Source organism: Variovorax sp. IB41 (genome assembly GCF_016405905.1).
GTDB lineage: Bacteria > Pseudomonadota > Gammaproteobacteria > Burkholderiales > Burkholderiaceae_C > Variovorax.
The window spans coordinates 1-14,987 of record NZ_JAEFCB010000030.1; the positions used below are offsets into that span (position 1 = coordinate 1).

The 14,987-nt window shown below is 65.0% G+C and carries 23 protein-coding genes; 20 read left to right on the top strand and 3 right to left on the bottom strand.

Translation table 11 applies throughout. The features are described 5' to 3' along the window. From JC881_RS30455 to JC881_RS30525, 15 genes are all read left to right on the top strand, one after another. The coding region (locus JC881_RS30455; RefSeq protein WP_269823227.1) for an EF-Tu/IF-2/RF-3 family GTPase at nt 1–449 on the top strand (449 nt) is incomplete at its 5' end. A gap of 20 nt (nt 450–469) precedes the next feature. Beyond that, nucleotides 470–784, top strand: a complete 315-nt coding sequence (gene rpsJ, locus JC881_RS30460) for a 30S ribosomal protein S10 (protein ID WP_007838118.1) — start codon at nt 470–472, stop codon at nt 782–784. Between the two features lie 149 nt (nt 785–933). After that, nucleotides 934–2,514 (top strand): hypothetical protein, encoded by a 1,581-nt coding sequence (locus JC881_RS30465; protein WP_198789521.1) that lies wholly within the window; start codon nt 934–936, stop codon nt 2,512–2,514. A gap of 11 nt (nt 2,515–2,525) precedes the next feature. Further along, nucleotides 2,526–3,056: a hypothetical protein gene (locus JC881_RS30470; protein ID WP_198789522.1), complete on the top strand. Its 531-nt coding sequence runs from the start codon at nt 2,526–2,528 to the stop codon at nt 3,054–3,056. A gap of 234 nt (nt 3,057–3,290) precedes the next feature. Beyond that, nucleotides 3,291–3,971, top strand: a complete 681-nt coding sequence (gene rplC, locus JC881_RS30475; protein WP_013543943.1) for a 50S ribosomal protein L3 — start codon at nt 3,291–3,293, stop codon at nt 3,969–3,971. Then, nucleotides 3,971–4,591 carry a 50S ribosomal protein L4 gene (gene rplD / locus JC881_RS30480; RefSeq protein WP_013543942.1) on the top strand — a complete coding sequence of 207 codons (621 nt, stop codon included), beginning with the start codon at nt 3,971–3,973 and terminating at the stop codon, nt 4,589–4,591. Before rplC ends, rplD begins: the two co-directional genes overlap by 1 nt. Further along, nucleotides 4,588–4,923, top strand: a complete 336-nt coding sequence (gene rplW, locus JC881_RS30485; protein ID WP_007838129.1) for a 50S ribosomal protein L23 — start codon at nt 4,588–4,590, stop codon at nt 4,921–4,923. The genes rplD and rplW overlap by 4 nt, the downstream gene beginning before the upstream one ends. Nucleotides 4,924–4,925: 2 nt before the next feature. Further along, a complete protein-coding gene (gene rplB / locus JC881_RS30490; RefSeq protein ID WP_093443822.1) occupies nt 4,926–5,750 on the top strand; it encodes a 50S ribosomal protein L2 in 825 nt (274 codons plus the stop codon). Between the two features lie 10 nt (nt 5,751–5,760). Beyond that, a complete protein-coding gene (gene rpsS / locus JC881_RS30495; RefSeq protein ID WP_007838132.1) occupies nt 5,761–6,039 on the top strand; it encodes a 30S ribosomal protein S19 in 279 nt (92 codons plus the stop codon). 9 nt (nt 6,040–6,048) lie between these two features. Next, nucleotides 6,049–6,381, top strand: a complete 333-nt coding sequence (gene rplV / locus JC881_RS30500; RefSeq protein ID WP_007838134.1) for a 50S ribosomal protein L22 — start codon at nt 6,049–6,051, stop codon at nt 6,379–6,381. 17 nt (nt 6,382–6,398) lie between these two features. Beyond that, nucleotides 6,399–7,322, top strand: a complete 924-nt coding sequence (rpsC, locus tag JC881_RS30505) for a 30S ribosomal protein S3 (protein WP_093247293.1) — start codon at nt 6,399–6,401, stop codon at nt 7,320–7,322. 28 nt (nt 7,323–7,350) lie between these two features. Next, nucleotides 7,351–7,767: a 50S ribosomal protein L16 gene (rplP, locus tag JC881_RS30510; protein WP_021012789.1), complete on the top strand. Its 417-nt coding sequence runs from the start codon at nt 7,351–7,353 to the stop codon at nt 7,765–7,767. A gap of 55 nt (nt 7,768–7,822) precedes the next feature. Next, the gene (rpmC, locus tag JC881_RS30515) at nt 7,823–8,032 is read left to right on the top strand and encodes a 50S ribosomal protein L29 (protein ID WP_198789560.1); all 210 of its coding nucleotides are present in this window, start codon (nt 7,823–7,825) and stop codon (nt 8,030–8,032) included. A gap of 9 nt (nt 8,033–8,041) precedes the next feature. Continuing rightward, the gene (rpsQ, locus tag JC881_RS30520; RefSeq protein WP_015867662.1) at nt 8,042–8,311 is read left to right on the top strand and encodes a 30S ribosomal protein S17; all 270 of its coding nucleotides are present in this window, start codon (nt 8,042–8,044) and stop codon (nt 8,309–8,311) included. 70 nt (nt 8,312–8,381) lie between these two features. Then, nucleotides 8,382–8,888 carry a peroxiredoxin gene (locus JC881_RS30525; RefSeq protein WP_198789523.1) on the top strand — a complete coding sequence of 169 codons (507 nt, stop codon included), beginning with the start codon at nt 8,382–8,384 and terminating at the stop codon, nt 8,886–8,888. Nucleotides 8,889–8,892: 4 nt separating this feature from the next. Here JC881_RS30525 and JC881_RS30530 read toward each other — a convergent pair whose 3' ends face one another. Both JC881_RS30530 and JC881_RS30535 read right to left on the bottom strand, forming a co-directional pair. Then, nucleotides 8,893–9,480, bottom strand: a complete 588-nt coding sequence (locus JC881_RS30530; protein ID WP_198789524.1) for a GNAT family N-acetyltransferase — start codon at nt 9,478–9,480, stop codon at nt 8,893–8,895. After that, entirely contained in the window at nt 9,477–10,187 is a 711-nt protein-coding gene (locus tag JC881_RS30535) for a cytochrome b/b6 domain-containing protein (RefSeq protein ID WP_198789525.1), read from the bottom strand. Before JC881_RS30535 ends, JC881_RS30530 begins: the two co-directional genes overlap by 4 nt. A 158-nt stretch (nt 10,188–10,345) precedes the next feature. Here JC881_RS30535 and JC881_RS30540 point away from each other — a divergent pair, with 158 nt between their 5' ends. Continuing rightward, nucleotides 10,346–10,792 carry a c-type cytochrome gene (locus tag JC881_RS30540; RefSeq protein WP_198789526.1) on the top strand — a complete coding sequence of 149 codons (447 nt, stop codon included), beginning with the start codon at nt 10,346–10,348 and terminating at the stop codon, nt 10,790–10,792. Nucleotides 10,793–10,858: 66 nt separating this feature from the next. Here the strand turns inward: JC881_RS30540 and JC881_RS30545 are convergent, their stop codons facing one another. Beyond that, on the bottom strand, nt 10,859–11,356 hold the full coding sequence (locus tag JC881_RS30545) for a TlpA disulfide reductase family protein (RefSeq protein WP_042578715.1): 498 nt from the start codon (nt 11,354–11,356) through the stop codon (nt 10,859–10,861). Between the two features lie 115 nt (nt 11,357–11,471). On the opposite strand from JC881_RS30545, the gene JC881_RS30550 reads away from it, so the two are divergent. From JC881_RS30550 to ptsP, 4 genes are all read left to right on the top strand, one after another. Next, nucleotides 11,472–12,011, top strand: a complete 540-nt coding sequence (locus tag JC881_RS30550) for a hypothetical protein (protein WP_198789527.1) — start codon at nt 11,472–11,474, stop codon at nt 12,009–12,011. Between the two features lie 167 nt (nt 12,012–12,178). After that, nucleotides 12,179–12,634, top strand: a complete 456-nt coding sequence (locus JC881_RS30555) for a PTS sugar transporter subunit IIA (RefSeq protein WP_042578717.1) — start codon at nt 12,179–12,181, stop codon at nt 12,632–12,634. Continuing rightward, nucleotides 12,603–12,872, top strand: a complete 270-nt coding sequence (locus tag JC881_RS30560) for an HPr family phosphocarrier protein (RefSeq protein WP_013543930.1) — start codon at nt 12,603–12,605, stop codon at nt 12,870–12,872. The genes JC881_RS30555 and JC881_RS30560 overlap by 32 nt, the downstream gene beginning before the upstream one ends. A gap of 103 nt (nt 12,873–12,975) precedes the next feature. After that, nucleotides 12,976–14,775 carry a phosphoenolpyruvate--protein phosphotransferase gene (gene ptsP / locus JC881_RS30565; RefSeq protein ID WP_198789528.1) on the top strand — a complete coding sequence of 600 codons (1,800 nt, stop codon included), beginning with the start codon at nt 12,976–12,978 and terminating at the stop codon, nt 14,773–14,775. The last annotated feature ends 212 nt before the right edge of the window (nt 14,776–14,987 follow it).

The window sequence follows — 14,987 nt, forward strand, 5'->3', positions numbered from 1 at the left end:
GCATTCGCCCGACCGTCAAGACCACCTGCACCGGCGTGGAAATGTTCCGCAAGCTGCTGGACCAAGGCCAAGCTGGCGACAACGTCGGCGTGCTGCTGCGCGGCACCAAGCGCGAAGAAGTCGAGCGCGGCCAAGTGCTGTGCAAGCCCGGCTCGATCAAGCCGCACACGCACTTCACCGCCGAGGTGTATGTGCTGTCCAAGGACGAAGGTGGCCGTCACACGCCGTTCTTCAACAACTACCGTCCGCAGTTCTACTTCCGCACGACGGACGTGACCGGCGCGATCGAGCTGCCCAAGGACAAGGAAATGGTCATGCCTGGCGATAACGTCAGCATCACCGTCAAGCTGATCAACCCGATCGCGATGGAAGAAGGCCTGCGCTTCGCCATCCGTGAAGGCGGCCGTACCGTGGGTTCGGGCGTCGTGGCAAAGATCCTCGACATCTAAGCCGGACAAAAGGAATCACCATGGCAACCAAGCAAAAAATCCGCATCCGCCTGAAGGCGTTCGACTACAAGCTGATCGACCAATCGGCTGCCGAAATCGTTGACACCGCCAAGCGCACCGGCGCGATCGTCAAGGGCCCCGTGCCCCTGCCGACCCGCATGAAGCGTTTCGACATCCTGCGTTCGCCGCACGTCAACAAGACGTCGCGCGACCAGCTCGAGATCCGCACGCACCAGCGCCTGATGGACATCGTCGACCCGACCGACAAGACCGTGGACGCGCTGATGAAGCTCGACCTGCCGGCCGGCGTGGACGTCGAGATCAAGCTGCAGTAAGCAGTAAGAATTCCTCGCGTCGCGTTTTGACAAAGCCCGCCTGCAGAAATGCAGGCGGGCTTTGTTTTTTGTGGTGCGGCTATGGCATCCTCACGCAGCGCTAATTCTTTCAAGCATCGGCCGCGGCTGAAACGAGGGCAGCACAAGCTATGAGTCACAAGTTCTCTTTTGCGTTGGGCGCGGCGTGCATTGCCGCGGTACTGCTGGCGGGCTGCGGCGGTGGTGGGGGTGGAGGCGGCGGAGGGGGATTCCCGATCCTGCCGCCGCCGGGAAGTTCGGTCACCCTGACCGGCACGGCCACCTATGACTCCGTTCCGAACACGAACGGCCCCCTCGTCTATGCCGCAACAACGGCCAAGCCGGTGCGCGGCGCGATGCTCGAAGTGCTCGACGCGACCTCCTCCGCGCAACTCGCGGTGAGCACCACCGACGACAGCGGTGCGTACTCGGTGTCCGTGCCTGCAAACACGTCGATCGTCGTGCGCGTCAGAGCGCAACTCACGCGTACTGGCGCCGGACCGACCTGGGACGTGAGCGTGCGCGACAACACCCAGAGCAGCGCCTTGTATTCCATGCAGTCATCTGCTTTCTCGTCTGGCGCCGCCGCGTTGACGCGCGATCTGCGCGCCGGGTCCGGATGGGGCGGCTCCAGCTACACCAGCCAGCGCGTGGCCGCGCCCTTCGCGGTGCTCGATACCGTCTATACGGCGATGCAGAAAGTGCTGTCGGTTGCTCCGGCGACGGCGTTCCCCGTCCTGCGGGTGTTCTGGAGTCCCAACAACGTTCCGGCCGGAGGCACCGTCGCCGCGGGCCAGATCGGCAGTACGTTCTTCATCAACCGGAGCACCGGCCGCGAAATTTACGTGCTGGGCAAGGAGAACGTCGACACGGACGAATACGATTCGCCCGTGATCGCGCATGAATGGGGCCACTACTACCAGTCGGCCTTCAGCCGCGACGACTCGCCGGGTGGCTCCCATTCGCTGGACGAGCGGATCGACCGGCGGCTCGCATTCTCGGAGGGCTGGGGCAATGGCTGGTCGGGCATTGCGCTCGGGCGGAACAACTATGTGGATTCGGTCGGCCCCCAGCAGTCGAGGGGCGGCAACGTGAATCTCTCGGCGGGGCCGACGACCAATCCAGGGTGGTATCGGGAGGGGTCAATCCAGACGATCTTCTGGAATCTCAATCAACAGGTCGGCTTCAAGCCCATCCACGACGCGATGACGGGCATCCTGTTTCGCAGTGGCGCTCCGGTCTCGTCGATCCACCCCTTCACCGCGGCCTTCAATACGACTGCGCCGGGGAGTGCTTCCGCGCTGGCCGGCCTGCTCTCGGGCCAGAACATCAGCACGACCGCCAACGATCCCTACGGCGACACCGAGACGAACAGCGGCGGGCTGCCAACGGTTCCGAATGTGGTGCAACCGATGTACCGGCCCGCCGCCGTGGGTGCGACGACCCAGGCATGCGTCTCCAATGTCGAGGGGGACGACAACAAGCTCGGCAGCTTCGCCTACCTTCGCTTCAACGCACCTGCCAATCGCGATTACCAGTTCACGGTCAACGGCGGCCCCGCGGGCGCCAATCCCGACTTCGATATCTTCCGGGGCGGCCTCGTCCCCCGGTCGAGCAACAAGGTCAGCCTGGGTGCCGGCGACTATGTTCTGGCCGTGAGCGATCTCAACAATTCCGGATCACCGACGTGCTTCAACGTCACCATTCAATAGGGAAGGCCGTCATGAACATCCGATCAGGCTCGATGATCTCCATGGCATGCCTCGCCCTGGCTGCGTTGCCGGTACCGGCCATGGCCGACGGCGTACCAAGTGCACGCCATGGCAAATCCACTGCGCACCGTGAGGCGCCCATGACGACTGCCACGCGCAAGCCGAATGACTCCGGCGTGACGCTGAAATTCCGGCTCGATGCCGTGCCGCAGGTGGGCCGCGGCACGCCCGTCGTGCTGCAGTTCGGCGGCGTGACCGATCCGGACGGTGCCACGGTGCGCTTCAGCGCCGACGCCGGCCTGACGATTTCGGGTAGCGACACCCTGTCGCTGCCGACGGCAAGGCGCACTTCCGCGACCGTCACCGTGGTGAGCGAGCGCGAAGGCCTCGCCTACCTGAATGTCTTCATCACGCAGAAGGGCGCCATGAGCGCCATTTCCATTCCCATCCAGACCGGGGCGGCGGCCCCGGCCCTGAAGTCCTCCGGCGAGCTGAAATCCACGCCGGACGGGGAAAACATCATCACGATGCCTGCCAAATAGCCAGAAAAACAGGCGAAAAGGGCCGGAACGCCTCCGAAAATCCGGCCCGCAACACCGCTTGCACGGCGCCCGCATCGCGGGCTATAATCGCTGGCTCTGCCCTTGGTGCGTCCATTCGGGTGTAGTTCGAGCAGAGATTTATCAACCTCCTTCCGCAGGCTGGGAAACCAGCCAAACGCTGTCGCCAATTGAAGTGGCAGCGGCGAAGGGAGCTTCCATTTTTGGAGAAAACAAATGAGTCTGAGCAACTCCCTCGGGTTGCTGGGCCGCAAGGTGGGGATGATGCGTCTCTTCACCGATGACGGGGACGCAGTTCCTGTCACGGTGGTGGATGTGTCCAACAACCGTGTGACCCAGATCAAGTCCCAAGAGACCGATGGCTACGTCGCCCTGCAGGTGACGTTCGGTTCGCGCAAAGCGTCGCGCGTGACCAAGCCCGAAGCCGGCCACCTTGCCAAGGCAGGTGTCGAAGCAGGCGAAATCATCCAGGAATTCCGCGTTACCGCAGAAACCGCAGGTCAGCACAAGGCTGGCGGCGTGATCGCAGCGGGCAGCGTGTTTTCCGTGGGCCAGAAGGTGGACGTGCAAGGCACCTCCATCGGCAAGGGTTTCGCAGGCACGATCAAGCGCCACAACATGAGCTCGCAACGCGCGTCGCACGGTAACAGCCGTTCGCACAACGTTCCCGGCTCGATCGGCATGGCACAAGACCCCGGTCGCGTGTTCCCCGGCAAGCGCATGACGGGTCACCTCGGCGATGTGACCAAGACCACGCAAAACCTCGACGTGTTCCGCATCGACGAAGCGCGTCAACTGCTGCTCATCAAGGGCGCGATCCCGGGTTCGAAGGGTGGCTTCGTCACCGTGCGTCCCGCCATCAAGGCCAAGCCGCAAGCGGCTGAAGGAGCGAAGTAATGCAACTCGAACTCCTGAACGAACAAGGCCAAGCTGCGTCGAAGTACGACGCCCCCGAGACCGTGTTCGGCCGTGACTACAACGAAGACCTGGTCCACCAGATCGTCGTTGCATTCCAGGCCAACGCCCGCCAAGGCACGCGCGCCCAGAAGGACCGCGAACAGGTCAAGCACTCGACCAAGAAGCCTTTCAAGCAAAAGGGAACGGGCCGCGCCCGTGCCGGTATGACGTCCTCGCCGCTGTGGCGCGGGGGTGGCCGGATCTTCCCGAACATGCCTGACGAAAACTTCTCGCAGAAGATCAACAAGAAGATGTACCGCGCCGGCATGGCCGCCATCTTCTCGCAGCTCGCTCGCGAAGGCCGTCTGGCCGTGGTGGATTCGCTGACCGTGGATTCGCCCAAGACGAAGCCGCTGGCAGCCCGTTTCAAGGCAATGAATCTCGAGTCCGTGCTCGTGATCGCCGAAGAAGTCGACGAAAATCTGTACCTTGCCTCGCGCAATCTGGTCAACATCCTCGTGGTCGAACCCCGTTACGCCGATCCGGTGTCGCTGGTTCACTACAAGAAGGTGCTGGTCACCAAGGGTGCCGTCGACAAGCTCAAGGAGATGTTCGCATGAGCCGCGTGAACCCTACCGCCGCTGAACGTACGTTCGAAGAAGGCCGCCTGATGGCGGTGCTGGTCGCCCCGATCGTGTCCGAAAAGGCAACGATGGTCGGCGAGAAGTCGAACGCTGTCACTTTCAAGGTGCTGCAAGACGCCACCAAGCCCGAGATCAAGGCCGCTGTCGAACTGATGTTCAAGGTCGAAGTCCAGGGCGTGTCGGTGCTCAACACCAAGGGCAAGACCAAGCGCTTTGGCAAGTCCATCGGCCGCCGCGACAACGTTCGCAAGGCCTATGTGACCCTGAAGCCCGGTCAAGAGCTCAACCTCGTCGGGGAAGGCGCTTAATCATGGCCGTCATCAAGATGAAACCCACTTCGCCGGGCCAACGCGGCGCGGTGAAGATTTCGCGTGACCACCTGCACAAGGGTGCCCCTCACGCAGCCCTGCTGGAACCCCAGTTCCAGAAGGCCGGCCGTAACAACAACGGCCACATCACGATCCGTCATCGTGGCGGCGGTGCCAAGCACCACTACCGCGTTGTCGACTTCGTGCGCAACAAGGACGGCATCCCGGCCAAGGTCGAACGCATCGAATACGACCCGAACCGCACCGCCCACATCGCTCTGGTCTGCTACGCCGACGGCGAGCGCCGCTACATCATCGCCCCGCGCGGTCTGGAAGCCGGTGCAACGCTGCTGTCGGGCGCCGAAGCCCCGATCCGCGCCGGCAACACCCTGCCGATCCGCAACATCCCGGTCGGCTCGACGATCCACTGCATCGAACTGCAACCCGGCAAGGGCGCGCAGATCGCGCGTTCGGCCGGCACGTCGGCCACGCTGCTGGCTCGCGAAGGCGTCTACGCCCAGGTCCGCATGCGTTCGGGTGAGGTGCGTCGCATCCACATCGAATGCCGCGCGACCATCGGCGAAGTGGCCAACGAAGAGCACAGCCTGCGCCAACTCGGCAAGGCCGGTGCGAAGCGTCACATGGGTATCCGCCCGACCGTTCGCGGCGTGGTGATGAACCCGGTCGACCACCCGCACGGTGGTGGCGAAGGCAAGACTGGCGAAGGCCGCCACCCTGTCGACCCATGGGGCAACCTGACCAAGGGCTATCGCACCCGTAACAACAAGCGCACGCAGGTCTTCATCGTGTCGCGTCGCAAGAAGTAAGGGATAGCCCATGACTCGCTCTCTCAAAAAGGGTCCTTTCGTCGACCACCATCTGGTGGCCAAGGCCGACAAGGCCGTGACGACCAAGGACAAGAAGCCGATCAAGACCTGGTCGCGTCGTTCGATGGTTCTGCCCGAGTTCATCGGTCTGACCATCGCCGTGCACAACGGCAAGCAACACGTGCCTGTGTACATCACCGACCAGATGGTCGGCCACAAGCTCGGCGAATTTGCGCTCACGCGCACGTTCAAGGGGCACCCCGCGGACAAAAAAGTCCAGAAGAAGTAAGGAACGACCATGTCTGAAACACGTGCAGTCCTCCGCGGTGTCCGCCTCTCGGTCGACAAGGGCCGTCTGGTCGCGGACCTCATCCGCGGCAAGAAGGTCGATCAAGCGCTCAACGTTCTGCAGTTCACGCAGAAAAAGGCCGCTGTGATCATCAAGAAGGTGCTCGAGTCGGCGATTGCCAACGCCGAGCACAACGACGGTGCCGACATCGACGAGCTGAAGGTCAAGACCATCTACGTCGAGCAAGGTGCAACGCTCAAGCGCTTCACGGCGCGGGCCAAGGGTCGCGGCAATCGCATCAGCAAGCCCACGTGCCATGTGTACGTGACGGTTGGCAACTAAGAAGGCCTGGAAGAAATATGGGACAGAAAATCCACCCAACCGGGTTCCGCCTTGCGGTCACCCGTAACTGGTCCAGCCGCTGGTACGCAAGCGACCGCGATTTCGCGGGCATGCTGGCCGAAGACATCAAGGTTCGCGAATACCTCAAGAAGAAGCTGAAGAACGCTTCGGTCTCGCGCGTCATGATCGAACGTCCCGCCAAGAACGCTCGCATCACGATCTACTCGGCACGTCCGGGCGTCGTGATCGGCAAGAAGGGCGAAGACATCGAGAACCTCAAGCGCGAACTGGGCAAGCAGCTCGGCGTGCCGGTTGCGGTCAACATCGAAGAAGTGCGCAAGCCCGAAATCGATGCGCAGCTGATCGCCGACAGCATCACGCAGCAGCTCGAGAAGCGGATCATGTTCCGCCGTGCCATGAAGCGCGCCATGCAAAACGCCATGCGTCTGGGTGCCCTGGGCATCAAGATCATGTCGTCGGGCCGCCTGAACGGCATCGAAATCGCTCGTTGCGAGTGGTACCGCGAAGGTCGCGTGCCGCTTCACACCCTGCGCGCCGACATCGACTACGGCACCTCGGAAGCCAAGACCACGTACGGCGTCATCGGCGTCAAGGTCTGGGTCTACAAGGGCGACACGCTGGGTCGCAACGACCTGCCGGCCGTCGAAACGCCGCGTCCGGACGAAGAGCGCCGCCCGCGTGGTCCCCGCCGTGATGGTCGCCCTGGCGACCGTCCGGGTGGCGACCGTCGTGGTCCCGGCCCCCGCGCCGGTGGCCGTGGCCCGATCGGTGGCAACACCGCGCCGGCCGATGGCAGCGACAAGCCCGCAGAAGCCACCGGCGCAGCTCCCGCTGCCCCGGGTGCAGACTCGAAACCCGCCGTTAAGCGCGTCCGCAAAGCCGCGCCAGCTGCAGCAGCTGACGGTGCCAAGACCGAGTGATCGGTCTTAGAACTACGGAGTATTAAAAATGCTGCAACCTGCACGCAGAAAGTTCCGCAAGGAACAAAAGGGCCGCAACACCGGCATCGCAACCCGGGGTAACTCGGTTGCCTTCGGTGACTTCGGTCTCAAATGCACCGACCGCGGCCGCCTCACGGCGCGCCAGATCGAAGCCGCTCGTCGCGCGATCTCGCGTCACGTGAAGCGCGGTGGCCGTATCTGGATCCGCGTGTTCCCGGACAAGCCGATCTCTACCAAGCCCGCCGAAGTGCGGATGGGTAACGGTAAGGGCAACCCCGAGTACTACGTCGCTGAAATCCAGCCTGGCAAGATCGTGTTCGAGATCGTCGGCGTGCCCGAAGAACTCGCCCGCGAAGCGTTCCGCCTGGCCGCCGCCAAGCTTCCGCTGCGCACGACGTTCGTCGCTCGCCAGCTCGGCGCCTGAGAGGAGAACATCCATGGCAACACGTAAGAAAAAAGAAACCGCGGCTCCGGCCAAGGTGACCAAGGCTGCAACCCTTCGCACGAAGGACACCGCAGGCCTGGAAGCCGAAATCAAGGACCTGCAGAAGGCCCATTTCGGTCTGCGCATGCAGAAAGCCACGCAACAGCTGTCGAACACCTCGACGCTGCGCGTGACGCGCCGCGACATCGCGCGCGCCAAGACCATTCTTGCGCAGAAGCAGCAAGAAACCCAAGCCGCCAAGTAAGGAGTGAACATGACGGAAGCTAAAAAATCCCTCAAGCGCACCTTGATCGGCAAGGTGGTCAGCGACAAGCGTGCCAAGACCGTGACCGTGCTGGTCGAGCGCCGTGTGAAGCACGAGCTCTACGGCAAGATCGTGGCCAAGACGAGCAAGTACCACGCCCATGACGAAAAGGGCGAGTACAAGTTGGGCGACACCATCGAGATCACGGAAAGCCGTCCGATCTCCAAGACCAAGAACTGGGTCGTGACCCGCTTGGTCGAGAAGGCCGTGCTGGTCTGATCTTCGAGTCCGACGACTCAACCGGAAACGGCCCACAATGTGGGCCGTTTTTCTTTTTCAGGAGCATTCAATGATCAAAGTCGGTGACACCCTTCCTTCAGCAACCCTGCAGGAATATTCCGAAGTGGAAGGCGAAGGCTGCAGCATCGGCCCGAACGCCGTGGATGTGGCCAAGGCCTCGGCCGGCAAGACCATCGCGCTGTTCGCGCTGCCGGGCGCTTTCACGCCCACCTGCTCGGCCAAGCACGTGCCGGGCTATGTGCAGCACTTCGACGACTTCAAGGCCGCCGGCGTGGACGAGATCTGGTGCGTGAGCGTGAACGACGCCTTCGTGATGGGCGCCTGGGCGCGCGACCAGAAGACCGGCGCCAAGGTGCGCATGCTGGCTGACGGCAGCGCCGATTTCGCCAAGGCCACCGGCCTCACGCTCGACCTCGCGGGCCGCGGCATGGGCCTGCGCAGCAACCGCTATTCGATGCTCGTGAAGGACGGCAAGGTCGCCACGCTCAACGTCGAGGCACCGGGCAAGTTCGAAGTCAGCGACGCGGACACGCTGCTCGCGCAAGCTCGCGGCTGACCGATCAAAGATCGGCCTTGAGGTAGTGAGCCCCGGCTATGGGGTTGTGATAGTAGGGCGGCACTTCCACGAAGCCCAGGTCTTCGTAGAGTGCCCGCGCCGATTCCATGTCGTCGAGCGTATCGAGCAGCACGCAGCCGTAGCCCGCGGCGCGCGCGGCGTCCAGGATCGCTTCGGCGAGCTGCCGGCCCAGCCCGAGGCCCCGGAAACCGGGCCGCACGAACAGCCGCTTCATTTCCGCCGCATTCACATAGTCCGCGTTGTCCAGGGGCCGCAGGGCGCAGCAGCCTGCCACGTGCGCCACCGTGCCATCGGCGCGCTGCAGCGTCGGAGCCTGCCGGCCCGCTTCTTCCTTGATGTTCGCCGGGTCCACGAGCGCCAGCACCAGCGTGCCGCGCGGTTCGGCGTATTCACCCGGCAGGTCGGCCAGTTCGCCGTCGAAATTCTGGAAGTCCAGGTCGATGTTCAGCGAGGCGGCATAGTCGCGAAAGATCGCGCGCGTCGCATCGATCTCGTGGGCTTCATCGGGCGTGAGCAGCACGACGACCGGCGTGTCCGCCAGCGGCAGGGGGCGTGAAACCGAGGAGCTCATATCCGCAACGACGCCACCCAGTACGCCACGCCCGCACACAGCGCGAACAGCACCAGCGCCAGCCCGCGCGAAGCCGCGTCGTCACGGCTCTCGGCGACCTGGCCATTCGCGCTGGAGACCAGCTTGTCGCCCGAGACCATCGGCCGCACCAGGCGGTGGCGCTTGACCAGCACATAGAACAGAACCGCCAGCACATGCAGGCTCACGAGCGTGATCACGATCCACTTGCCCTGCGCCTTGTGCCAGCCGGTGGCGAAACTCACGACCGTGCCCGAGACGAAGCTGGTGAGCGGGCCGGAGGCTGAGATCTCGTCGTCGGCCATCAGCCCGGTGGCGACCTGGAACGCCAGGATCGCCAGCACCGCGAACACCGAGAGTGCCCCGAGCGGCGTGTGCCCGATCAGGTGGTCCGGATGCGCCCGCCCGCGCAGGTAGTTGACGACCGAACCCGGCGCGTAGATGAACGCCGCGAAGCGCGACCAGCGCCCGCCCACGAAGCCCCAGAGCAGCCGGAACAGCAGCAGTGCAAGCACCGTGTACCCGAGGCGGAAATGCCATTCCATGATGCCGCCCAGGCCCGTTCCGATCAGGCCCAGCACGGCGACGGCCAGCGCCCAGTGAAAAAGACGCGTCGGCAGGTCCCAGACGCGCGTGCGGGCCGCGGTGCTGGCGGTCGCCGGGAGGGCGGCCACGGAGGTGTCGGTCATCGATGGGGGCGCGGATGCGCGAGGCTGCGGAAGGCGCAGATTAGCAAAGTCCGGGCGCAAGGCTGCTTCGGGTTGTTGCTATGCGCCCGGCATGGGCTGCCCCTACACTCGGCCGCAGCGCTGCGTTCGACGGCGTTGCCCACCCACAAGGACCCACGATGATCCGACTCGCCTCGTTCGCCCTTGCAGCCGCCTGCGCTGCGATGTCCCTGCCCGCCGCCGCCCAGTTCGCCAAGCCCGAGGACGCCATCAAGTACCGCCAGAGCGCGCTGTTCGTGATGAGCCAGCATTTCGGCCGCCTGGGCGCCATGGCCAACGGCCGGGTGCCCTACGACGCAGCGGCGGCCGCAGCCAACGCCGAAGTCGTCGCCGAGATGGCCAAGTTGCCCTGGGCCGCCTTCGGCCCCGGTACCGAGGGCGGCAAGGCCAAGCCCGAAGTCTGGAAGGAAGACGCCAAGTTCAAGGAACGCCAGCAAAAGCTGATCGAGGAAACCGGCAAGCTGGTGGTCGCCGCCAAGGCCGGCAACATTGATGCCCTCAAGGCCCAGTTCGGCCCGACCGGCGCGAGCTGCAAGGCCTGCCACGACAGCTTCCGCAACCAGTAAGGGCGGCTGCAGAAAGCAAAAAGGCGCTACCTGGTAGCGCCTTTTTTTATAAGGGTTGAAGAAGCTTCAGGCTTCGGCGAGCAGCTTCTCGATGAGCTTGTGCAACTCGGCGAAGTCGGGCTCGCCCACGTAGCGCTTCACGATCTCGCCCTGCTTGTTGACCAGGTAGGTGGTCGGCGTGAGCTTCACGTCGCCCCAGGCCTGGGCGACGCTGCCGGTGTTGTCGATCGCCACCTTGAACGGGAGCTTGCGGGTTTCGGCGAAGTTGACGACGTAGCTGGGCGGGTCGTAGCTCATGGCCACCGCCAGCGTGTCGTAGCCCTTGGACTTGTACTTGTCGTAGGTCGCGATGACCTTGGGCATCTCCCCGACGCAGGTCACGCAGCTCGTGGCCCAGAAGTTGACCAGGGTGACCTTGCCCTTCAGGTCGGCGGTGGTCTTCTGGCTGCCGTCCAGCAGCACGAAGGTGGAGGCCGGGGCCGCCGTGTTGCCGGAGCCGAGGTACACGCCCACGCCGACGGCCAATGCAAGAGCGACGGCGGCGGCAGCGATGTATTTTTTCATGGCAGCGACTGGGAGAGGGAAGCGGTGAGAGGGGGCGGCGCGATTCTAGTTCCGCCTGCGCGACCGTGCTGGCGAGGGCCCATCGGGTATTTTGTGGCTCGATAATCGCCCTCCCATGCCATCGTTCGCTCCCCGCCCCTGGCTTGCACTGACAGCCACGGCCGCCCTTCTCGCCGCCTGCAGCCCGACTTTCAACTGGCGCGAGGTGCCGATCGCCGATGCGGGCCTTGTCGCGCTCCTGCCCTGCAAGCCCGACCGCGCGAACCGCGCGCTGCCGCTGGGCGCCGAATCCGTGCAGGTCGACATGGCCGGCTGCGAGACCGGCGGCGCGACCTTCGCCATTGCCCACGCCTCCGCCGACGGTCCGGCGCAGGCCGAGGCCTGGCTCAACGCCTGGCGCACGGCCACGCGCAATCAATTGGGTGAGGCGAAAGTGACGGAAGCCCCCGCGACCCTGCAGCGCGCGACCGCGACGCCTGCACCGGTGCGGCTCGATGCACAACCGGCGCAGCAAGGCGCCGCGCCCGTCCAGGTCCTCTGGTTCGCCCAATCGCAGAAAAACGGCACCGTGGCGCTCTACCAGGCCACCGTGCTCGGCAAGCCGTCGTCCCCCGAGGCGCCGAAGACTTTTTTTGAGGGCTTGCGCCTTCCATGACCCCGCTCCCGCCAGCCGCAACGGCGGCGGTTGCTACTGTTCTGATAGCTGTGGCGCCGGAGGAACCCCGTGCCGCACTGTCCGTCTTTTCAGGCTGCCGCGTTGTTGTCGTATCGCTACTTCCCCTGGGCGCCCCCGCATAATCGAAGCGTCGTCCTCAGAGCCGCATGAACAGCATCCTCATCATCGCCCACTCACCGTTCGCGCAGGCGCTGCGGCAGTGCGCGCTGCATGTGTTTCCCGATTGCGAGCAGGCCGTCGTCGCGCTCGACGTGCTGCCCAACGTGTCGCCCGAGGAAACGCTGGCTGCCGCACGCATCACGCTCCAGCAGCAACTGCATGCCCCCCGCTCGCAGGTGCTGGTGCTGGCCGACGTGTTCGGCGCCACGCCCTGCAACGTGGCGCAGAAGCTGGTGGACGGCGTTCATTCCAAGCTGGTGGCGGGCGTCAACCTGCCGATGCTGTTGCGCGCCGTCACCTACCGCCATGAACCGCTCGATACGCTCGTGCAGCGCGCCATCGCGGGTGGCACCGCGGGCGTCATGCAGGTGGCGGTGGCGGCTCCCCAGAACCAGGCAAAAAGAAAGCACAGTGATCAAGAAATCCGTGACCATCAGCAATAAGCTGGGCCTGCACGCACGCGCATCGGCCAAGCTGACCAAGCTCGCGGGCAGCTACCCCTGCGAGGTGTGGCTCTCGCGCGGCGACCGCCGCATCAATGCCAAGAGCATCATGGGCGTCATGATGCTGGCCGCGGGCCTGGGCTCCACCGTCGAGCTCGAGACCAACGGCCAGCAGGAAGAAGAAGCGATGAACGCCATCGTCCAATTGATGGACGACAAGTTCGGCGAAGGCGAATGAATGTGGCCCCCACGCTCCGCACTGCGTGTCGTCGCTGCCCCCCGAGGGGGCTCGGCCGCCTTGGGGCGGCCCGGCGGCGACCGATGACCTTCGGTCCACGTCCATGACCTTCGCAGTCCACGGCCTCCCTGTCGCCCGTGGCATTGCCATCGGCCGTGCGGTGCTGGTGGTGTCCAGCCGCATCGACGTCGCCCACTACTTCATCAAGCCCGAGGAAATCGAGACCGAGATCGACCGCGTGCGCACCGCGCGCAACGCCGTCGCCGACGAGCTCGCCAAGCTGCAGACCAGCGTCGCGCAGATGGGCCCGAACGACGCGCCGCACGAGCTCGCCGCGCTGCTCGAAGTGCACCAGATGCTGCTGCAGGACGAGGCCCTCACCGGCGGCGTCAAGCACTGGATCACCGACCGGCTCTACAACGCCGAATGGGCGCTGACCACGCAGCTGGAGATCATCGCGCGCCAGTTCGACGAGATGGAGGACGAGTACCTGCGCGAGCGCAAGGCCGACCTCGAACAGGTGGTCGAGCGCCTCCTGCACCGCATGAAGGGCACGGCCGCCGTTCTCGCGCCCAGCCCGCCGCGCCGAAAGCGCGCCGCCAGCCACGACGAGGACGACGACCCCACCGCGGGCGACGGCATCGACGTGCCGCTGGTGCTGATCGCGCACGATCTTTCGCCGGCCGACATGCTCCAGTTCAAGAAGAGCGTGTTCGCGGGTTTCGTGACCGACGTGGGCGGGCGCACCTCGCACACCGCCATCGTCGCGCGCAGCATGGACATCCCGGCCATCGTCGGCGCGCGCACCGCGAGCCAGCTGGTGCGCCAGGACGACTGGGTCATCATCGACGGCGATGCCGGCGTGATGATCATCGACCCTTCGCCGATCATCCTGGCCGAGTACGGCTTCAAGCAGCGCCAGGGCGACCTCGAACGCGGCCGGCTCGCGCGGCTGCGCCACAAGCCCGCGGTCACGCTCGACGGCCAGCGCGTCGAGTTGCTCGCCAACATCGAGATGCCCGAGGACACCGTGGGCGCCGTCAAGGCCGGTGCGGTGGGCGTGGGCCTCTTTCGCAGCGAATTCCTCTTCATGGGCCGCGAATCGTCGGCGCGCCAGACGCGCCTGCCCGACGAGGAAGAGCAGTACCAGGCCTACAAGCGCGCGGTCGAGGGCATGCAGGGCATGCCGGTCACGATCCGCACCATCGACGTGGGCGCCGACAAGCAGCTGGAGAACAAGTCCGGCAGCAAGCAGGAGCACCTGAACCCCGCGCTCGGCCTGCGCGCCATCCGCTGGAGCCTGGCCGATCCGGCGATGTTCCTTACGCAGCTGCGCGCCATCCTGCGAGCCGCCGCGCACGGCGAGATCCACCTGCTGATCCCCATGCTCGCGCACGCGAGCGAGATCCGCCAGACGCTCTCGCTCATCGATTTCGCGCGCACCGAGCTGGACAACCGCGGTGCCGTGCACGGCACCGTGAAGCTGGGCGCCATGATCGAGATTCCGGCCGCCGCGCTCACGCTCAAGACGTTCCTCAAGCACTTCGACTTCCTGTCGATCGGCACCAACGACCTGATCCAGTACACGCTGGCCATCGACCGCGCCGACGAGTCGGTCGCCCACCTCTACGACCCCGCGCACCCCGCGGTGCTCAAGCTCGTCGCCGACACCATCGCCGAGTGCCGCCGCCAGGGCAAGGGCGTGGCCGTGTGCGGCGAAATGGCGGGCGACGTGGCCTTCACCCGCCTGCTGCTCGGCCTGGGCCTGCGCAGCTTCTCGATGCACCCGTCGCGCATCCTGGCCGTGAAGCAGGAAGTGCTGCGCGCGGACACCAGCAAGCTGGAGCCCTGGGCACGCGGCGTGCTCGAGTCGGACGACCCCTCGGCCGCGCTCACGGGCTGACGGCCGCGGCGGCGCAGCGCAGCGAGTCCGCCACTTCGCGAAACACCGAGGAACCGGCTTTGCCGGGCCTCAGGTGTTGCCCCCGGTAGGGGGTTGGCGAAGCGACACGAAGTGCGCGAAGACTGGGGGCGAGCGAGAAGCCTCGTTGCAATAAAACGAAACACGCCGAAACCGCGGCGAAAGGACTTGCTGCGCCTGCGCAAGCACGATCA